At 67.5% G+C, this 15,503-nt stretch carries 17 protein-coding genes; 10 read left to right on the forward strand and 7 right to left on the reverse strand.

The window, feature by feature from the left end; genetic code table 11:
• Window positions 1-3: 3 nt before the first annotated feature.
• Window positions 4-1,509, forward strand: coding sequence for an amidohydrolase family protein (locus tag QTI51_RS11860; protein WP_207786601.1), 1,506 nt, complete (start codon window positions 4-6; stop codon window positions 1,507-1,509).
• Window positions 1,510-1,541: 32 nt separating this feature from the next.
• Here the strand turns inward: QTI51_RS11860 and QTI51_RS11865 are convergent, their stop codons facing one another.
• The gene (locus QTI51_RS11865) at window positions 1,542-2,372 is read right to left on the reverse strand and encodes an APH(3'') family aminoglycoside O-phosphotransferase (RefSeq protein WP_286515802.1); all 831 of its coding nucleotides are present in this window, start codon (window positions 2,370-2,372) and stop codon (window positions 1,542-1,544) included.
• Between the two features lie 69 nt (window positions 2,373-2,441).
• Between QTI51_RS11865 and QTI51_RS11870 the strand changes: the two genes are divergently transcribed.
• Window positions 2,442-2,834 (forward strand): VOC family protein, encoded by a 393-nt coding sequence (locus QTI51_RS11870; RefSeq protein WP_116907198.1) that lies wholly within the window; start codon window positions 2,442-2,444, stop codon window positions 2,832-2,834.
• Between the two features lie 135 nt (window positions 2,835-2,969).
• Window positions 2,970-3,602 (forward strand): hypothetical protein, encoded by a 633-nt coding sequence (locus QTI51_RS11875; RefSeq protein WP_116907197.1) that lies wholly within the window; start codon window positions 2,970-2,972, stop codon window positions 3,600-3,602.
• Window positions 3,603-3,631: 29 nt separating this feature from the next.
• On the opposite strand, the gene QTI51_RS11880 is transcribed toward QTI51_RS11875, so the two are convergent.
• Complete coding sequence (locus QTI51_RS11880) at window positions 3,632-3,862, reverse strand: hypothetical protein (RefSeq protein WP_116907196.1); 231 nt, start codon at window positions 3,860-3,862, stop codon at window positions 3,632-3,634.
• A gap of 48 nt (window positions 3,863-3,910) precedes the next feature.
• A complete protein-coding gene (locus QTI51_RS11885; protein ID WP_116907195.1) occupies window positions 3,911-4,249 on the reverse strand; it encodes a hypothetical protein in 339 nt (112 codons plus the stop codon).
• A 658-nt stretch (window positions 4,250-4,907) separates the two neighbouring features.
• Here QTI51_RS11885 and QTI51_RS11890 point away from each other — a divergent pair.
• Complete coding sequence (locus QTI51_RS11890) at window positions 4,908-5,186, forward strand: hypothetical protein (RefSeq protein ID WP_116907194.1); 279 nt, start codon at window positions 4,908-4,910, stop codon at window positions 5,184-5,186.
• 290 nt (window positions 5,187-5,476) lie between these two features.
• Here the strand turns inward: QTI51_RS11890 and QTI51_RS11895 are convergent, their stop codons facing one another.
• Window positions 5,477-5,842: a hypothetical protein gene (locus QTI51_RS11895; RefSeq protein ID WP_165840252.1), complete on the reverse strand. Its 366-nt coding sequence runs from the start codon at window positions 5,840-5,842 to the stop codon at window positions 5,477-5,479.
• Window positions 5,843-6,141: 299 nt separating this feature from the next.
• Here QTI51_RS11895 and QTI51_RS11900 point away from each other — a divergent pair, with 299 nt between their 5' ends.
• Together QTI51_RS11900 and QTI51_RS11905 are read left to right on the forward strand one after the other, a co-directional pair.
• On the forward strand, window positions 6,142-7,194 hold the full coding sequence (locus tag QTI51_RS11900) for a sensor histidine kinase (RefSeq protein ID WP_165840251.1): 1,053 nt from the start codon (window positions 6,142-6,144) through the stop codon (window positions 7,192-7,194).
• Between the two features lie 16 nt (window positions 7,195-7,210).
• The gene (locus QTI51_RS11905) at window positions 7,211-7,843 is read left to right on the forward strand and encodes a response regulator (protein WP_116907192.1); all 633 of its coding nucleotides are present in this window, start codon (window positions 7,211-7,213) and stop codon (window positions 7,841-7,843) included.
• 40 nt (window positions 7,844-7,883) lie between these two features.
• Here the strand turns inward: QTI51_RS11905 and QTI51_RS11910 are convergent, their stop codons facing one another.
• Window positions 7,884-9,674 carry a carboxylesterase/lipase family protein gene (locus QTI51_RS11910; protein WP_116907191.1) on the reverse strand — a complete coding sequence of 597 codons (1,791 nt, stop codon included), beginning with the start codon at window positions 9,672-9,674 and terminating at the stop codon, window positions 7,884-7,886.
• Between the two features lie 291 nt (window positions 9,675-9,965).
• On the opposite strand from QTI51_RS11910, the gene QTI51_RS11915 reads away from it, so the two are divergent.
• Both QTI51_RS11915 and QTI51_RS11920 read left to right on the forward strand, forming a co-directional pair.
• The gene (locus QTI51_RS11915; protein ID WP_286515978.1) at window positions 9,966-10,271 is read left to right on the forward strand and encodes a DUF2845 domain-containing protein; all 306 of its coding nucleotides are present in this window, start codon (window positions 9,966-9,968) and stop codon (window positions 10,269-10,271) included.
• 81 nt (window positions 10,272-10,352) lie between these two features.
• Window positions 10,353-11,090: a DUF6882 domain-containing protein gene (locus QTI51_RS11920; RefSeq protein WP_286515797.1), complete on the forward strand. Its 738-nt coding sequence runs from the start codon at window positions 10,353-10,355 to the stop codon at window positions 11,088-11,090.
• 53 nt (window positions 11,091-11,143) lie between these two features.
• Here QTI51_RS11920 and QTI51_RS11925 read toward each other — a convergent pair whose 3' ends face one another.
• On the reverse strand, window positions 11,144-11,881 hold the full coding sequence (locus QTI51_RS11925; RefSeq protein ID WP_116907188.1) for an NAD-dependent epimerase/dehydratase family protein: 738 nt from the start codon (window positions 11,879-11,881) through the stop codon (window positions 11,144-11,146).
• A 118-nt stretch (window positions 11,882-11,999) separates the two neighbouring features.
• A complete protein-coding gene (locus QTI51_RS11930) occupies window positions 12,000-13,091 on the reverse strand; it encodes a DNA ligase (protein ID WP_132748696.1) in 1,092 nt (363 codons plus the stop codon).
• Between the two features lie 399 nt (window positions 13,092-13,490).
• On the opposite strand from QTI51_RS11930, the gene QTI51_RS11935 reads away from it, so the two are divergent.
• Together QTI51_RS11935 and QTI51_RS11940 are read left to right on the forward strand one after the other, a co-directional pair.
• On the forward strand, window positions 13,491-14,606 hold the full coding sequence (locus QTI51_RS11935) for a GNAT family N-acetyltransferase (protein WP_116907186.1): 1,116 nt from the start codon (window positions 13,491-13,493) through the stop codon (window positions 14,604-14,606).
• On the forward strand, window positions 14,603-15,454 hold the full coding sequence (locus tag QTI51_RS11940; RefSeq protein WP_116907185.1) for a PA4780 family RIO1-like protein kinase: 852 nt from the start codon (window positions 14,603-14,605) through the stop codon (window positions 15,452-15,454). The genes QTI51_RS11935 and QTI51_RS11940 overlap by 4 nt, the downstream gene beginning before the upstream one ends.
• Window positions 15,455-15,503: the final 49 nt, after the last annotated feature.

The following is a 15,503-nucleotide window of genomic DNA, read 5'->3' on the forward strand; positions in this document are numbered from 1 at the left end:
CCGATGCCACTGAGCGCGACCCTCATCCGCGGCGCCGAAGTGCTCGCCGTGGGCGGCCCGCAGGGCCGAAGTCCCGTGCGCGCCGACGTGCTGGTGCAGCACGGCAAGATCACCGCCATCGGCGACAACCTTGCGTTGCCCGACGCGTACGACCTCATCGAAGGCCGCGGCAAGCTGCTGATGCCCGGCCTGGTCAACGCCCACACCCACTCGAGCGAAACCTTCTTCAAGGGCCGCTACGAGCGCATGCCGCTGGAGCTGTGGCTGCTGTACGCGTACACCTACCTTTCGGGCAGCGCCATTGGCGACCGTCTGCTGTACCTGCGCACCCAGCTGCTGGCCATGCAGTCGCTGAAAAACGGCGTGACCACGCTGTGCGACGACTTCTTCGACCCCATGGCCCACAGCATCGACCGGCTGGGCATCGTCTTCAAGGCCTATGCCGACGCGGGCATTCGCGCCAACGTGTCCAGCGCCGTGCTGAACACGCCCGTGCTCGACGCCACGCCCTTCGGCCACGAGGTGTTTCCCGAGCACCTGTGCGCGCAGCTGAAGTTCGGCGCGCCCACCACCGCGGCCGAGTACACCGCCTACTGCCGGGAGGCGTTCCGCCGGTTCCACGGGCAGGCCGAAGGGCGCATGCGCTTCGCCATCACGCCGTCGGCGCCGCAGCGCTGCACCACCGACATGTTGCAGGCCTGCCACGCGCTGGCCGTGCAGCACGGCGTGCCGCTGCACACCCATCTGCTCGAAACCCAGGTGCAGGCCGTGGCCGGGCAGATGTTCTACGGCAAGACCCTGCTCGCGCACATGCACGACATCGGCGTGCTCGACCAGCACGCCACCTTCGCGCACGCCATCTGGATCACCGACGCCGACATCGCGCGCATGGGCGATGCCGCCTGCTCGGTGGTGCACAACCCGCTGAGCAACCTGAAGCTGGGCTCGGGCCTGGCGCCCGTGCGCAAGCTGCTGGACGCGGGCGTCGCCATCGGCCTGGGCACCGACGGCCTTTCTTCGAACGACAGCGCGCGCGTGTTCGACCTGATGCGCTTCGCCGCGCTGATGCACAACGTGAACGGCACCGACCCCGCGCAATGGCTGGGCGCCTTCGAGGTGCTGAAGATGGCCACGCTCGGCGGCGCGCGCACCGCCATGCTCGACGACGCCACCGGCTCCATCGAGGTCGGCAAGGCCGCCGACCTGGTGCTGCTCGACCTGGCCAACGACAACCTCCGCCCGCGCAACGACCTGGTGAAACAGCTCGCCTACTGCGAGAACGGCAACGCCATCGAGCTGGTGATGGTCGGCGGCCACATCGTGTTCTGCGACGGCCAGCTCACCACCGTGCGCGAGCACGAGGTGTGGGCCGAGCTCGACGAGCTGCTGCCCGCGTACCTGGAAGAGCACGGCCGCTGGGAGGTGGCCAACCAGGTGTTCGAGCCTTACTTTGCGGAGGTCATTCGACGGTGCAAGGACATTGACGTGGGGGTACGGCGCTACGCCTGAAGGGCCGCTTCAGTCCCGGCCAGCCCATCCCGCTAGCCCCACGTCAGCGGATCCAGCCCCAGGTAGAACGCGAGCCGCCCGTCATCAGGCTCGCCGATGCCAAGCACCTCGAACAGTCGGACACGCGCCGCTTGCGCCTGCGCCGCATCGGCCCAGCTCTCGCGCGCGTTCGCCACGAACAGGGCCAGATCGACATACGGGTCGGCCACGCCGAGCCGGCCCAGGTCGATGAGGCCCGTGCAGCGCAGCGTGCCGGGGTCGACCATGAAGTTGGGCATGCACGCGTCGCCATGGCACACGACGCGCTCGCGCGCCTCCTGCGCGAGCCGCTCGGGCAACTGCGCGCGCAGCGCGTCGAGCAACTGTTGCGGCGGCGTGTGCCGGTCTTCGGGCGCGAGAAAGTCGGGGTTCACCGCGCCACGCGCGACCACGTCCGCGGCGCGCGCGAACATGCCGGAAAGGCTGCGCACAAAAGGGCAACCCGTGACCGGCACCGCATGCAGCGCCTGCAGCCTTTGCGCCATCGACGGCCATGCCGTCAGCAGGTCGGCGCCCGACAACGCGCTCGCGGGCACGCCCGGCACCGCGCTGGTGACCAGGCAGGCACCCTCGGGCGCGGTGCGCCAGTCGAGCACCTGCGCGCAGCTCAGCCCGAAAGGCGCGAGCCACTCGTTGCGGCGGCGCTCTTCGTTCAGCGATTCGGCACCATGCGCCGCGGCCACCTTGGCGAAGGCAAGGCCGTCGCTGCGCTTGTAGATGAAGTCGCCAGACTCGCCCTGCTGCGTGGCGACCCACGTGATGCCCAGGGGCAACGAAGGCAGCAAGGGCTTGTGGTTCACGGGTGCATCGGGTTGATGAGGCATGGGGCTGGATAGAGTGACGCCGGCCCCTGCAATCTATCCACTCTCTCTTCAACGCCCCCCAATACACCCATGAAGTTCGGCTACACCATCGCCTACGTTCCCGACGTCGCCCAGTCCGTGCAATTCTTCGAGCGGGCCTTCGGTTTCGCGACGCGCTTTCTTCACGAGTCAGGCACCTACGGCGAGCTGGAAACGGGCGAGACCGCGCTCGCCTTTGCGTCGCACGAACTCGCCGAATCGAACTTTGCGCAGGGCCATGTGGCCGCGTCCGATTCGGCCCAGCCGCTGGGCATGGAGCTTGGCTTCGTCACGCCCGACGTGGCCGCGGCGCATGCGCGTGCCGTGGCCGCCGGCGCGGTGGAACTGTCAGCGCCCGTGACCAAGCCGTGGGGCCAGGTCGTGTCGTATGTGCGTTGCCCCGATGGCTTGCTGGTGGAGCTGTGCTCGCCCATCGGCGGCTGAATGGCTTGACGCTCGGCGGAGCCGGCCGGGGCGTTGCTGAAGCACCGCCCTCCTACACCGGCCTGACGCACGCCGCTTCTAAGATGCCCGCTGGCCACACCGGCCGCACCGACCACCCACACCGGAGCGCAGCGCATGTCACACCCCGTCTACCTGTCGAGCTCGCCCCTGCCGCGCATGCCCGAGGGCAGCCGCAACGAATGGCAGGGCTTTTTCGGCGACGGTGCCGAGCTGGAAGCCAACGCCTTCTTGCCGCTGTTCTGGCGGGCCATGTTCACTGAAGAAGACATTCGGCACGCGCGCTTTGTCGACGCCTACGACATCGACGACGAAGACGCCGCCATCGAGCGTGAGGAGTGCCTGGACGACTTCGGCCCCGACGCCAGCTACCCCTACCTGGTCACCGACAGCGCCACCGCCGTGCAGCGGCTGGCCGCGCGCCGCGAGGGCATGGTCAGCGCCATCGGCGAGCGCTACCGGCCGATGTATGAAGCCTTCGAGCTGTTCGTCGCGCAGCGCTACCCGCAGCACATCTTGCTGCGCACCCAGGGCCTGCCCGACGTGGCCGATGCCGAGCCCGGCCTGCGCAGCGAACTGGCCGAAACCGACCGCCTGAAAGACAGCCCGGCGCTCGCCGACCTGATGCGCGACCTGCAGCGCCACGACACCGATGCGATATGGACATTGGCCGGCCTGGGCTCCTCGCCCGGCGAGGCGTGGCCCACGCCGGCGCTGAGGGAGCGCTTCGCGGACCCGAGGCGGCGCTGACCGGCGGGTCAGCAGACACACCCCGCCAGCTAACGGGCCGAGAAGCTCGCGAGCATTCCCGATTCCTCGTGCGCGAACCATCGGAACACGTGCGAGCGGTAGTCTTGCGTGGTTCGCATGTGGAGGAAGCCGGCTTGCGCGCAACCCTGTTCATCGACCGGGATGCCGGCGGCGCGCAGCGCGACGATGGCCTCGTCGGGCGCCGTGTCGCGCGGGAGCTTCAGGGTAATGGTCGCGTTGTGCCATGTAGACCTGTCCATCGCCTTCCCCCTGGGGTTTGGATGCGCAAGTAAATCGCGCCGCCCCGTTCAGCGCAATACATCTTTTGTGGGATTCCACAGGGGCGCTGATGGCCTGTTGGATGGTCTTTTGGACGGCTTGTTGGACGGCCGTGCGAACGGGCCCGGCCCACCGCGCGGCGCCTCGACAAGGCGCTTGCCGCCCTTGCCACCGTGCTCGCCCTTCTCCATCTCGGGCTCGCGCCGCTCGATCCACCAGCGCACCAGCGCATCCATCGCCTGCGCGTTCGCGGCCATCTCGTCGAGCAGGCTTCGCGTGCGCGGGGAGTCGGGCAACCATGCCGAACGAACTAGGTGTTTTCCGCCATGCGCGAGCACGTAGTCGACGCAAAGCCGCAACTCGGTCATGCCGGCCGCCAGCGGAAAAGAAATGGGTTCACGGCTGACTCCTTGACTTGCCCCTGTGGCGCCACGAAGCACTGGCCCTGCAGTGCTTCCCTTCTAGGGCGAAGCCGCGACGCGGCGTGCAGGACAACGCCGCCTGTGGTGGGCTTTGTTCGGGCGTTTGATCGGCTCCTGCTGGGCTTCTTTTGGCGCTTGCCAGGTCTTGGGTGGCAAACCGCAGGTGCGTGGCAAGTCGATTTCCGCGCCCGGCGCGCTGCCCGGTGACTGTGTTTGTGGATGGTGAATTTCGGGTTTGGAAGATGGCCGATTGCAACCTGGCAAGCGCTTGCCTTTCCGTGGCCAAAACGACCTTCACGCCGCAGCGCCGAAGCTGCATTTGTTGGCGTGAATCGAGACTTCGTGATGCGTGCGACGGTCACACGACGCTCGCTCTTGCCTACAGTGAATGCCCCTGCCACTCAAAACCCCGTCAAGGGAAACAAGGAAGGTGCCACTCACGACACAGACAAATCACTGAATGAAGAACTGCTTGCCTCGCGGCAGGTTGTCGGTGCGAAAGCAGCGATGCAGATGCGAGGTATCAAAGGCGACGGCCGGGGTGTACCACCACCCCGACCGTCTAACCAAAGACGTGCACTTACCTCTAAAGGACCGCACAAAAATGGCTACCAAGACTATAGCCCGGCCACCCACGCCCGGAGCTTCCGAAGACAGCGCCAAAGCCACCCCTGACGCGGCGGATCTTCTTGAAAACACCCTCTCCCAGCTCGAAGCACTCCTGTGGGTCTGCTATGGGCAAGACATCGACTGGTGCAACGGGACAGGGCCTCGACAACTGGACAACCTGCTTTGGCTCGCGGCTGATCTGGCGCGCAAGGCCGGGGAGTTGTTTCAGGTGAACGAGACGGCGCGCAAGGGTGCGTCGGGGACTGGCGGGTAAGGCTGGTCTGGCGGGCTGTGGATTCGCAGTCCGCCATTTGAGCGGTCATTGAACCGCGGTCGAGTCGACTACTCCAGCTTCAAGCAAATTGAAGGCGGCTTCCCAAATTTTTTCGGACTGGTGATTTCCAGCGCTTTGACCTCCGCAGCAACTTTAGCAGCGGCCTTTTCCGCGGCAAGTCGGCGACATATCAAATAAATGGCGCGCCAATAAATAACTCTTTCGAAAACAAATTAAGAGTTTTCAGATTTTTTAATTCCATCGAGCGATGGCTTACCGCAACGGTTGCATCAGCCGACATCTTTTCGAGTCCGTTCATAGAACTTCTCTTGGGATTTGGCGCTTATCGGGATATCCCGCGCTAGCCTGCGAGCGAGAACACTATAGAAATGGGACAGGGCTTGCCAAGTCACATCCCATTGACTCTCCCCGTCTTTTGCTTGGTATATCAGCTCTCCTTCGTAGAACAGGCAAAGCCCGTCCTGCAAATACTCCGCAGCACCCAGTGGCGCTGCGATGGTCCAAGGGCCACGACCAGCTTGCGGCCAGTACCGCCATGTTTCATGACTGGCAGTCTTGCCGCCGTATCCAAGATTTTTCCAAAGTCGCTGATCCGGCTGCGCGTCGCGGCTTTGGTATCCAGTTCGCAGTTCCATCGGCTTCACCTATCGCAACACATGAAAGGAAGATGCTCGCTCGGTTGCTCGGCAGCGGCACTTGTCGAGTCCGCATTAAAGCGAAGCAACTCGTTTTGACCAAGGTGTTGCGGTGTGACGGCAAACTTTTTAAAGCCGCAGGTCCTTGGCAATTTCCACTCCACCATCGGATTTTTCCCTCGCATCCTCAGCACATTCCCCGTGCTCGCAAACCCGTCCCTTCGCGCAGGAAGCCCACCCCCGCCCCTATCATCCCCACGCCCCTTACACCCGCCCGCAAGCCCAGCCCCCAAGCCACCTTGCCCACCCCCGCCCCCGCCCCCATCACCGAAGTCCCCGACATCCCCTTCCCCACCATCGTGGAGCAGATGGTCGCGGGCATCTACGTCATTCAAGACGACCGCTTCGTCTACTGCAATGCCACCTGGGCCGGCATCGCGGGCTACACGGCCGAAGAAGCCACCGGCATGTCGCTTGCGCAGATCGTGCCGCCGGACTTTCTGGAAGTGGTGCGCTCGCGCATTCGCGACCGGCTCGCGGGCACGCCGCCCAGCATGCACTTCATCACGCGCGGGCTGCATCGCGACGGCAGCGTGCGGCTGGTCGAAGTGCACGGCTCGCGCATCACCTACCGCGGCCGGCCGGCGGTGATGGGCGTGGGGGTCGACGTGACCGACCGGGTGCGCAACGAAGAAGAGCTGCGTCGCTCGCGCGAGCAACTGCAGGCGCTGGCCGCCTACACCGCCGACAAGCTGGAAGCCCAGCGCCTGGCCATGGCGCGCGATGTGCACGACGTGCTCGGCGGCATGCTCACCTCCATCAAGATGGACGCGACGCGCATCCAGCGCCGCGCCGAAAGCGCGGAAATGCAGGCGCTCACGCAAGGGCTGATCGCGCTCACGCAGCAAACCATCGACACGGTCAAGCAGATTTCCGAGGCGCTGCGCCCCAGCGCGCTCGACCACCTCGACCTGTCGGTGGCGCTGGCCAACGAGCTGCGCGCGTTCACGCACCGCTCGGGCGTGGCGCACACGCTGGACGCCGACGCGCACATGCTGCGCCTGCCGCCGCGGCGCACCACGGCGGTCTATCGCATCTTCCAGGAGGCGCTGACCAACGTGGCGCGCCATGCGCTGGCGCAGCAGGTGGCGGTCACGCTGCGCGTGGAAGGCGAGCAGCTGCAGCTCACGCTGCAGGACGACGGCTGCGGCTTCGACCCGGCCGCGCCCGGCGGCAGCGCGCTGGGCCTGCTGAGCATGTGCGAGCGGGCACGCGAAATTGGCGGGGCCCTGCACATCGACGCGGCACCGGGCCGGGGCACGCGGCTGAGCCTGCGCGCGCCGCTGCTGTAGGCATCCGGGCACCCCCATGATCGACATCCTCATGGTCGACGACCACACGATCTTTCGCTCGGGCCTGCAGCGCCTGCTGCTGGACGAGACCGACATCCGCACCACGGCCGAGGCCGCCAACGGCGCGGAGGCGCTCGACCACGTGCGCCAGCGCCGCTTCGACATCGTGCTGCTCGACATCAGCATGGAAGGCCGCAACGGGCTGGAGGTGCTGGCGTCCATTCGCGCGGTGCAGCCGGCGCTGCCGGTGCTGATGCTGTCGATGTATGCGGAAGAGCAGTACGCGCTGGTGGCCATCCAGGGCGGCGCGCGCGGCTACATCGCCAAGGACGCGGAGCCGGCCGAGCTGGTGCGCGCCATTCGCCGCGTGGCCGGCGGCGGCCAGTACCTGAGCGCGCGCGCCGCACCGCTGGTGAGCGGCCAGCTCGAAGGCCGCGACGAGCGCCCCGCGCACCAGCGGCTCACGGTGCGCGAGCACCAGATCATGCTGATGATGCTCAAGGGCATGTCGCTCACGGTCATCGGCGAAGAGATGCTCATCAGCGTGAAGACGGTGAGCACGCACCGCACGCACATTCTCGACAAGCTGGGCGTGGCGAGCACCGCGGAGCTGGTGCTCTACGCGGTGCGGCACGGGCTGATCCAGTAGCGGCGAAAGCCCGGCTGCACGCCGGTCGGCTGCGTGCCGCTCAGCGCGGCCCGCTGCGCAAGGGGTCGACGGACGCGGGCAGCGCGTTGAAGTCGACCTGCTGCAGCACGAAGTCGCGCTGCTGCGGCGACAGCAGCGTGTAGCGCGGCCAGAAGAACAGGTAGTCGTCGGGCGACATGGAAGACTGGTTGTCGAACACCATGCGCTTGCCGCACAGCAGGCACACGAAGTTGGTCCAGTTGTTCCACGGGGTCTTGCCGTCGAAGAGCCGGCTGGGTGCGCCGTAGCGCGCAAAGCTGGCGGTGTAGTCGATGAACTTGTCCGACAGCGCCTTGCGGCTGCTGGCGTTGGCCGGGCTCCAGGCAAAGCGCATGAAGTTGGGCTCCTCGGTCACGAAGTTGCCGAACAGCGCGGCCACGTCGATGGCGTGGAAGGCGCCGAAGGTGTCCTTCCACGGCTGGGGGGTGTCGTCCCAGTTGTAGTTGTAGCGGTAGATGTCGCCGTTCTGCAGCCGCAGCACGCGAATGACGTTGTCGATGATGTTGTCGATGGCGTACGTGAGCACCTCGTGCGTTTGCGTGTACACGGGGCGCCACTCGGGCTTGATGAGCTGGTTGAAGCTCACGCTGCCGGGCGGCGCGAAGTTGCTGAGGTTCCAGAACTCCTGCTGCGTGGGCTGGCCCATGCCGAACAGGAACGCGAAGTAGGAGCCCTCGTCGTGCGTGGAGCCGATCATGAGCGGCATCTTGTTGTAGTTGCCCAGCAGCAGCCCGGGCAGGCCAGCCGCGCGAATGACGGTGCCGTCGGTGAAGTGGCCGGGCACCACGGGGCTGGGCGTGAACTTCATGACCTGCGCGGCGCTGGCGTTGCGCAGCAGCGCGGCAATGTCGGCCTGGGCCATGCCGGCGCGCTGCGCGGCGGCCTGCGCGGTGGTGGAGGCGCGGCCGGTGTCGACGAGCAGGCTGTCGATGAGCGACTCGGCCGCCAGCGTGCCAACCACCGGCGGGTACGCGTTGGGAATGCCCGACATGCACACGGCCCGGTGGAACTTGCCTTCGGCCAGCGGCGACTGCAGCAGGCCCCAGGTGTTGATGCAGCCGGCCGACTGGCCCGCCACGGTCACCTGCTGCGGGTTGCCGCCGAAGGCGCGGCCGTTGACCTGCACCCAGTCGAGGGCGCGCACCAGGTCGAGCGTGGTGAAGTTGCCGGAGTCGTCCAGCGCGTTGCCGGTCTTCAGCGCCGGGTGGTTAAGCCAGCCGAGCATGCCCATGCGGTACTGCACGGTGACGACGACCATGTTGGCCTTCTGCGCGAGGTAGGCGCCGTCGTAGGTCGGGTCCTTGGCGGAGCCCTTGGTGTTGCTGCCGCCGTGGATCCACACGAACACGGGCAGGTTGTCGGCGCTGGAGTTGGGGCGCCACACGTTCAGGTAGAGGCAGTCTTCGCTGCCCACGGGCTGGCCGAAGGTGGCGGGGTCGGGCTCGCCGAACGGGTTGCCGACCTGCGCGCACATGCCGGCCAGCGTGGTGGCGGCGCGCGAGCCGCTCCACGGCACGGGCGGCTGCGGCGCGCGCCAGCGCAGGTTGCCCACCGGCGGTTGCGCGAACGGAATGCCGAGGAAGGCGTGCGTGTTGTTGGCCGCGGCCTTGCCGTAGATCTGGCCCGCGTCGAGCGTGCGCGTGAGGCTCTGGTTGTAGGCGGCCAGTGCGGGCATCGTGGAAAAAGCGATGACCGCGAGCACGCCGAGAGCGGCTTGTCGCAGAACGCGCGAGCAGCTGTGCAGGCAGTCGTGCAGGCGGCCGTGCAGGCCGCGGCGCAAAGAGGTGTTCATGTGTCTTGTCTCCAGTTGAATGCCGCGGGCTCTGGCGGCCCGGGTCTCACCGGATTCTGCGGACGGCCCGGGCCGCGCGGGCTCGGTGTCATCGCAGGGGACAGCAAAGAATTGTCCGATTGACACGCGCGCCCGCACATGCCAAACGCGAGGAATCGGGCGCGCGCCGCGCACCTGTTTGTCTTCGCGCGGCTACAGTCGCAAGCTCTTCAGGGAGAAAAACTTTTCATGCACATCCATGCCACCGGCGCCCTCTTGAGCGCCTTCTTCTTACTTGCCACATGGGGGTGTGTGGGCACAGCATCGGCGCAGTCGTTGAGCTGCGGAGGCAGGCTTTCAGGCGTGGGAGATTCCAGGTTTTCAGTGGTGCAGAAATGCGGCGAGCCGGTGGCGAAAGAGTTCGTCTGCGTGCCGCGCCCGCAGGTCATCTGGATTCCGCCGCAGGTGCCCGGCGCGCCGCCACAGCAGGTGGTCACGCAGCAATGCGTGCCGATGGAAGACTGGACCTTCTACCGCGGCGAAGGCAACTTCCTGGCCATCGTGCGCTTCTTCAACGGCGCGGTGGAATCGGTGCGCGACGGAGAGAAGGCGCGGTAGGCCGCGGCCTGCCGCACCCGGAAAAAAGCAGACAAGAGCGGGCAACAAGCAACCATCAACAACCATCCAGAAGAAAAAGACATGAGCACTTTCGAGGATCACTTCGCAGACCACGCAGCCTCCTCCCTCGCCAGGCAAATGGCGTTGGGCGACGTCATCGGCGACCGGCCCTGGGGCCTGGACATCCAGCGCGGCACGCTGCGCTTTGGCGACGACCTGGAATACCCCGTGCAGCTGCTGGGCACGCACGCCTTCGAGCCCGACACCTGGCTGTGGACCTGGGCCAACACGCAGAGCAACCTGCCGCCGCAGCTGACCGAGGCGGCGCTGCGCATCCGGCACCTGGGCGAGGCGCAAGACATCGAGGCGTTCACCGAGCCTTCGCTGCAGCTGGGCGACATCACCGACCACATGCTCGCCATGACCTGCAGCGGCCTGGAAGGCGGGCGCTGCTACTACCGCGCGCCCTACGACGGCGGCGCGCTCTTCGCGCTGCTCGACGGCGTGCCGCCCGAGGTGCTGGCGCCGGTGCCGCTGGCGCGCGTGAACACGGTGCTGATGGAAGTGATCTCGCAGTTCGACGTGGACCACCGCCGCATGGTCACGGGCTTCCTGCGGCAGCAGGGGCTGCACGTGGCCTCGAGCGGCGCGACCGGCATTCGCGCGGAGCGGGCGGGTGAAGGAAGCATGGAGATCAGCTTCGACGAACTCGGCCGCATCTCGAACATCAAGGGAACGCTGGGAGCCGCCACGCAGGCAGCGGCCGAGCCGGCTGCACCGGCGAAGCCGAAGAAGTCGAAGTGGCAGTTCTGGAAGTGAGCCGAGCGCTGGCGGCGGGCCGGTGAGGCGCCCCGCCTCGGGCTGCCGGTGGGTCAGGCGCGCGGTGCGTCCGCTGTCCAGCCCCACGCGCGCTTCGCCTTCTCGCTGCTGACTTCCGCGCTGTCTTCGGCGATGTTGAAGACACCGCCCGTCGAACGCTGCAGCGCCAGCAACGCGGCCCGCGCGGCCGCGGCCACGTGCAACGGCATCGCGCCCTTGGGCTCGGCCGTCGAAGTGCCCGGGCCGTAGAGCTGGCCGTAGCGCAGCACGGTGGCCGTGATGCCATGCGCGCCCTGCGCGCCCAGCACCGCCTGCTCCAGCGCCACCACGCCATCGACGCTCACGCGGCGCGTGCCTTGTGCGTCCACATCCAGCGGCTGGTCTTCGGTGAAAGGCTTGGGGCCGCTCGCGTAAGCCCAGGCAATGCTCTGCGCCACCAGCCGCTGCGCGCCCGCGGCCTGCGCGGCGGCCACGAGGTTGCGCGTGCCTTCGGTGCGCACGCGCGCGTTCAGCGCGGCGGCCTCGGTCATGCGGGCCGGGTCCAGGTCCTTCGGCAGGTCGGTCAGTTGATGGACCACGGCCCACGGCGCAATGCGCAGCAGCGCGGCCTTCAGCGCGTCGGCATCGAACACATCGACCACCACCGGGTGCACGCCCTGCGCCTGCAACGCGGCGGCGCGGTCGGCGCGACGGGTGCTGCCGTACACGGTGTAGCCCGCGTCGATCAACAACGCAACCAGCGCGGTCCCGACCGCGCCCGTGGCGCCGGCCACAAATACTTTCTCGCTCATCGCTTTCCTTCGAGGCTGTTCAATGCCTCGAAGCTTAGGTTTGCGAGGTGCGCGCGCAAAGCACCAAGAATCTTTCGCGCGAATGGACCATGGGCTGCGCGGCCTCCTCGCGCGGCGCTCAGCCTGCGTCGTCTTCCAGCACCGCGCTGCGGTCCTTGATGCGCGTGACCTGCGACAGCACCGCGTCCGCCGCCGTCATGTCCGGCCGCTGGCCCTTGTACACGGGCTGCTCGAACTTGCCGCCCGCATAGCGGTACAGGTAGCGCACCTCCACCAGCGTGCCCACCGCGGGCAGCGCCTCGTTCGGCGGCACGGTGACGTTGCCCAGGTCGACCAGCGTGCCCGCCTCGTCGCGTAGCCCCACGGCCACCGAGCGCTGCGCGTTGACGCGCATCACCTCGCAGGTCGCGCTCTGGTTGAACTTGAACTTCAGGCTGGTGGTGCTGCGGCCGGCCGCGAACGGCGCGGCCAGCGCCTTCAGCACATAGCCTTCGCCATGCGCGGCCAGCAACTGCGCGGCGCGCTCGCGCTTGCTTTCGGCGGTGAGCGCCAGCGCGAGCACGCTCATCCACGGCACGGCGCCGGCCACGGTTTGCAGATGGCCGAAGCGTTCGATGAAGGGCGCGCCGCGCAGGTCTTGCCCGCCGAGCTCCAGCAGGTCGAAGGCCATGAACACATCGCCCACGTGCTCGCCCGCGATCACGGTGCGGCCCGCTTCGGCAGCCGTGCCGCCGACCCAGGCCTGCGGTATGTCGACGAACAGGCCGCGGCGGTTGGTGCCGCGCACGGTGTCGCCTTCGATGAGCAGGATGCGGTTCTCGCCATCGGCCTTTTCCTGCAAGCCCCAGGCGGGGTCGTCGAAGTAGCGGGCCGCCTGGTCTTCGGCGATGAGCGTGGGCAGCTGCGGCAGCTCGCCGCTGACGCGACCTGCAAGGTCGGTGGCGGTGTAGAGCGCGCCAGATTGATCGGGCGTGTAGCCCTTGGTCGTCTTTTCCTTGACGACCTTGTCGTAGATCTTCAGCGCGGCTTCGTAAGCAACGGGGCTGCTGGTCTTGGTGCCGGTGGCCAGCGTGCCGCCGCGCCGGCCGTTGCCGTAGTCGACCACCCAGCCGTCGTCCTTGGGGCGCAGGTGCACCTGGTAGACCTTGTCGGAGCCCTGGCCCGTGAAGTAGAGAAAGCTCGACTGGGAAAGCGGTTCGGTGTTCGCCATGGGGTGCATGCGTGCGTGGCTTCGAGGCTGCGATGCTACACACGCATGCGGGCATGCACGCCAATCACACGCTGCTGCACACGCCGCTTCACAGGGCGGCGCAACGCCGCTACATTCACCGCTTCGACAACCCACTGAAAGCGGAGGTGCACGATGGACGACATTGCAATTCAAGCCCCTACCAACGCTACCCACGTGCGGCTTGTCGGGCCTCATCTGAACTGAAGCTTCTCGCGTCGACGCCTTCAATGCCGTCGGCCTGATTTCTCAGTCTGCCCTTCCCGTCCCGGCCTGTCCCGGTTTCAAGGCCGGAGACGCAAGCCGCTCCGATCCACGACGCCACCGCCCGCACGCACGTGCCGGCGGTGCCCCCGTTCATTCATCGAGCCAAGGCCAACCATGCTTGAAACCCGAGCCGCGACCGCTGTGTCGCGGCGCACCGTGACCACTGTTTTCGATCCCCATCGCGCGTCGGAAGACGACTGGGGCCGCTTTCTCACTTACTGGCGCCTGCGCCATGCGGAGGACACGCCCGACGAGCCGGCGCTGGCCGACGCCGACCGGCGCCACGACGTGCTGCAGCCCAACGCGCTGTACGCGTTCCATCGCGTGCTGGCCGTCGGCGCGCGCGGCGAGTTCATCGGCAGCCTGACCGCGAGCTTTCGCCGCGAAGGCACGCCCGAGCACGAGGCCTTCGCGCCCTTCGTCGATGCCTGGGGCGGCGTGCTGCGGCCGCACCGGCGGCGCGGCGTGGCCAGCGCGTTGCTGCGCTCGCTGCTGGCGTTGATGGACGCGCAGGGCAAGTCCGTCGCCACCGTCAAGGCGCACCTGCCCGAAGGCCATGCCTTCCTGACAGCCATCGGCGCCGCCGAGAAGCATCGCGCCGTGGAAAACCGCATGCCCTTCGCCGGGCTCGACTGGCAGGCCCTGGCACGCTGGCGCAGCGAAGGCTTCGCGCCCGCGCACGGCCTGCGCGCCGAGTTGCATGCGGGCCGCGTGCCCTTCGAGCGGCTGGCGAGCCTGATGGCGCCGCTGTCGGCATTGCTCGGCGACGCGCCCACCACCGGGCTGGCGCGGCCGCCGATGCGCTACGACCTGGAGGGCTACCGCACCTGGTACGCCGACATGGACCGCCGCGGCGGTGACCACCTGATGGTGCTGCTGCTCGACGGCAACGACGTGGCGGCGGTGTGCGACGCCGCCTGGAGCCCGCGCTTTCCCGACCGCATGTTCCAGAACCTCACGGCGGTGGCGCGGCCCTGGCGCGGCAAGGGCCTGGCGAAGGGCGTGAAGGCGGCCATGCTGCAGCTGGTGCGCGAGCGCCACCACGAGGTGGCACTGGCCGTGACCAGCAACGCCGAGGTCAACGCGCCCATGCTCGCCATCAACCGGCAATTGGGCTTTGCGCCGCACAGGCATGATGGGCTCTACCAGATCGGCACCGAAGGCCTGAGGAACTTCCTCGCGGCCCGGCCCCTGGCTCTACAACAGGATTCCCAGGAGGCACGGCCATGAAAGCACCCCCCAGACTGCAGGCATTGATCGACGAGGGCCTGATCGACACCGTGGTGCGCCAGCTCATGAGCGGCAAGGAGGCCATGGTGTACGTGGTGCGCTGCGGCGACGAAACGCGCTGCGCCAAGGTCTACAAGGAGGCCGACAAGCGCAGCTTTCGCCAGGCGGTGGACTACACCGAGAACCGCCGCGTGAAGAACACCCGCGAGGCGCGCGCCATGGCCAAGGGCACCAAGTTCGGCCGCCAGGTGACCGAGGCCATCTGGCAGAGCGCCGAGGTCGATGCGCTCTACCGCCTGGCCGCCGCCGGCGTGCGCGTGCCCACGCCGCACAACTTCCTGGAAGGCGTGCTGCTGATGGACCTGGTGACCGACGCCAACGGCGACGCCGCCCCACGCCTGAACGACGTGGCCTTCTCGAGCGAAGACGCGCTCCGACACCATGCCAGCCTTCTCCGCGAGGTGATGCGCATGCTGTGCGCGGGCGTGGTGCACGGCGACCTGTCGGAGTTCAACGTGCTGCTGGCCGAAGACGGCCCCGTCATCATCGACCTGCCGCAGGCGGTGGACGCCGCGGGCAACAACCACGCCAAGCGCATGCTGCTGCGCGACGTGGAAAACCTGCGCAACTTCTTCGGCCAGTACGAGCCGGGCCTGCTGCGCACGCACTACGGCGACGAGATCTGGCAGCTGTACGAGCGCGGCCTGCTGCGCCCCGAGACCGAGCTGACGGGCACCTTCGTGCGCGAGAGCGGCCCGGTCGACCTGGGCAACGTGCTGCGCGAGGTGGAAGACGCGCGCATGGAAGAGGCGGCGCGGCTGCTGCGCATGCAGACGCCGCGACAATAGGCGGGCTCCCGCCTTTCCGTTGTTGGCGGGCTCCCGCCTTCCCTTTCGT

The organism is Variovorax sp. J22G73 (genome assembly GCF_030317035.1).
Lineage (GTDB): Bacteria > Pseudomonadota > Gammaproteobacteria > Burkholderiales > Burkholderiaceae_C > Variovorax.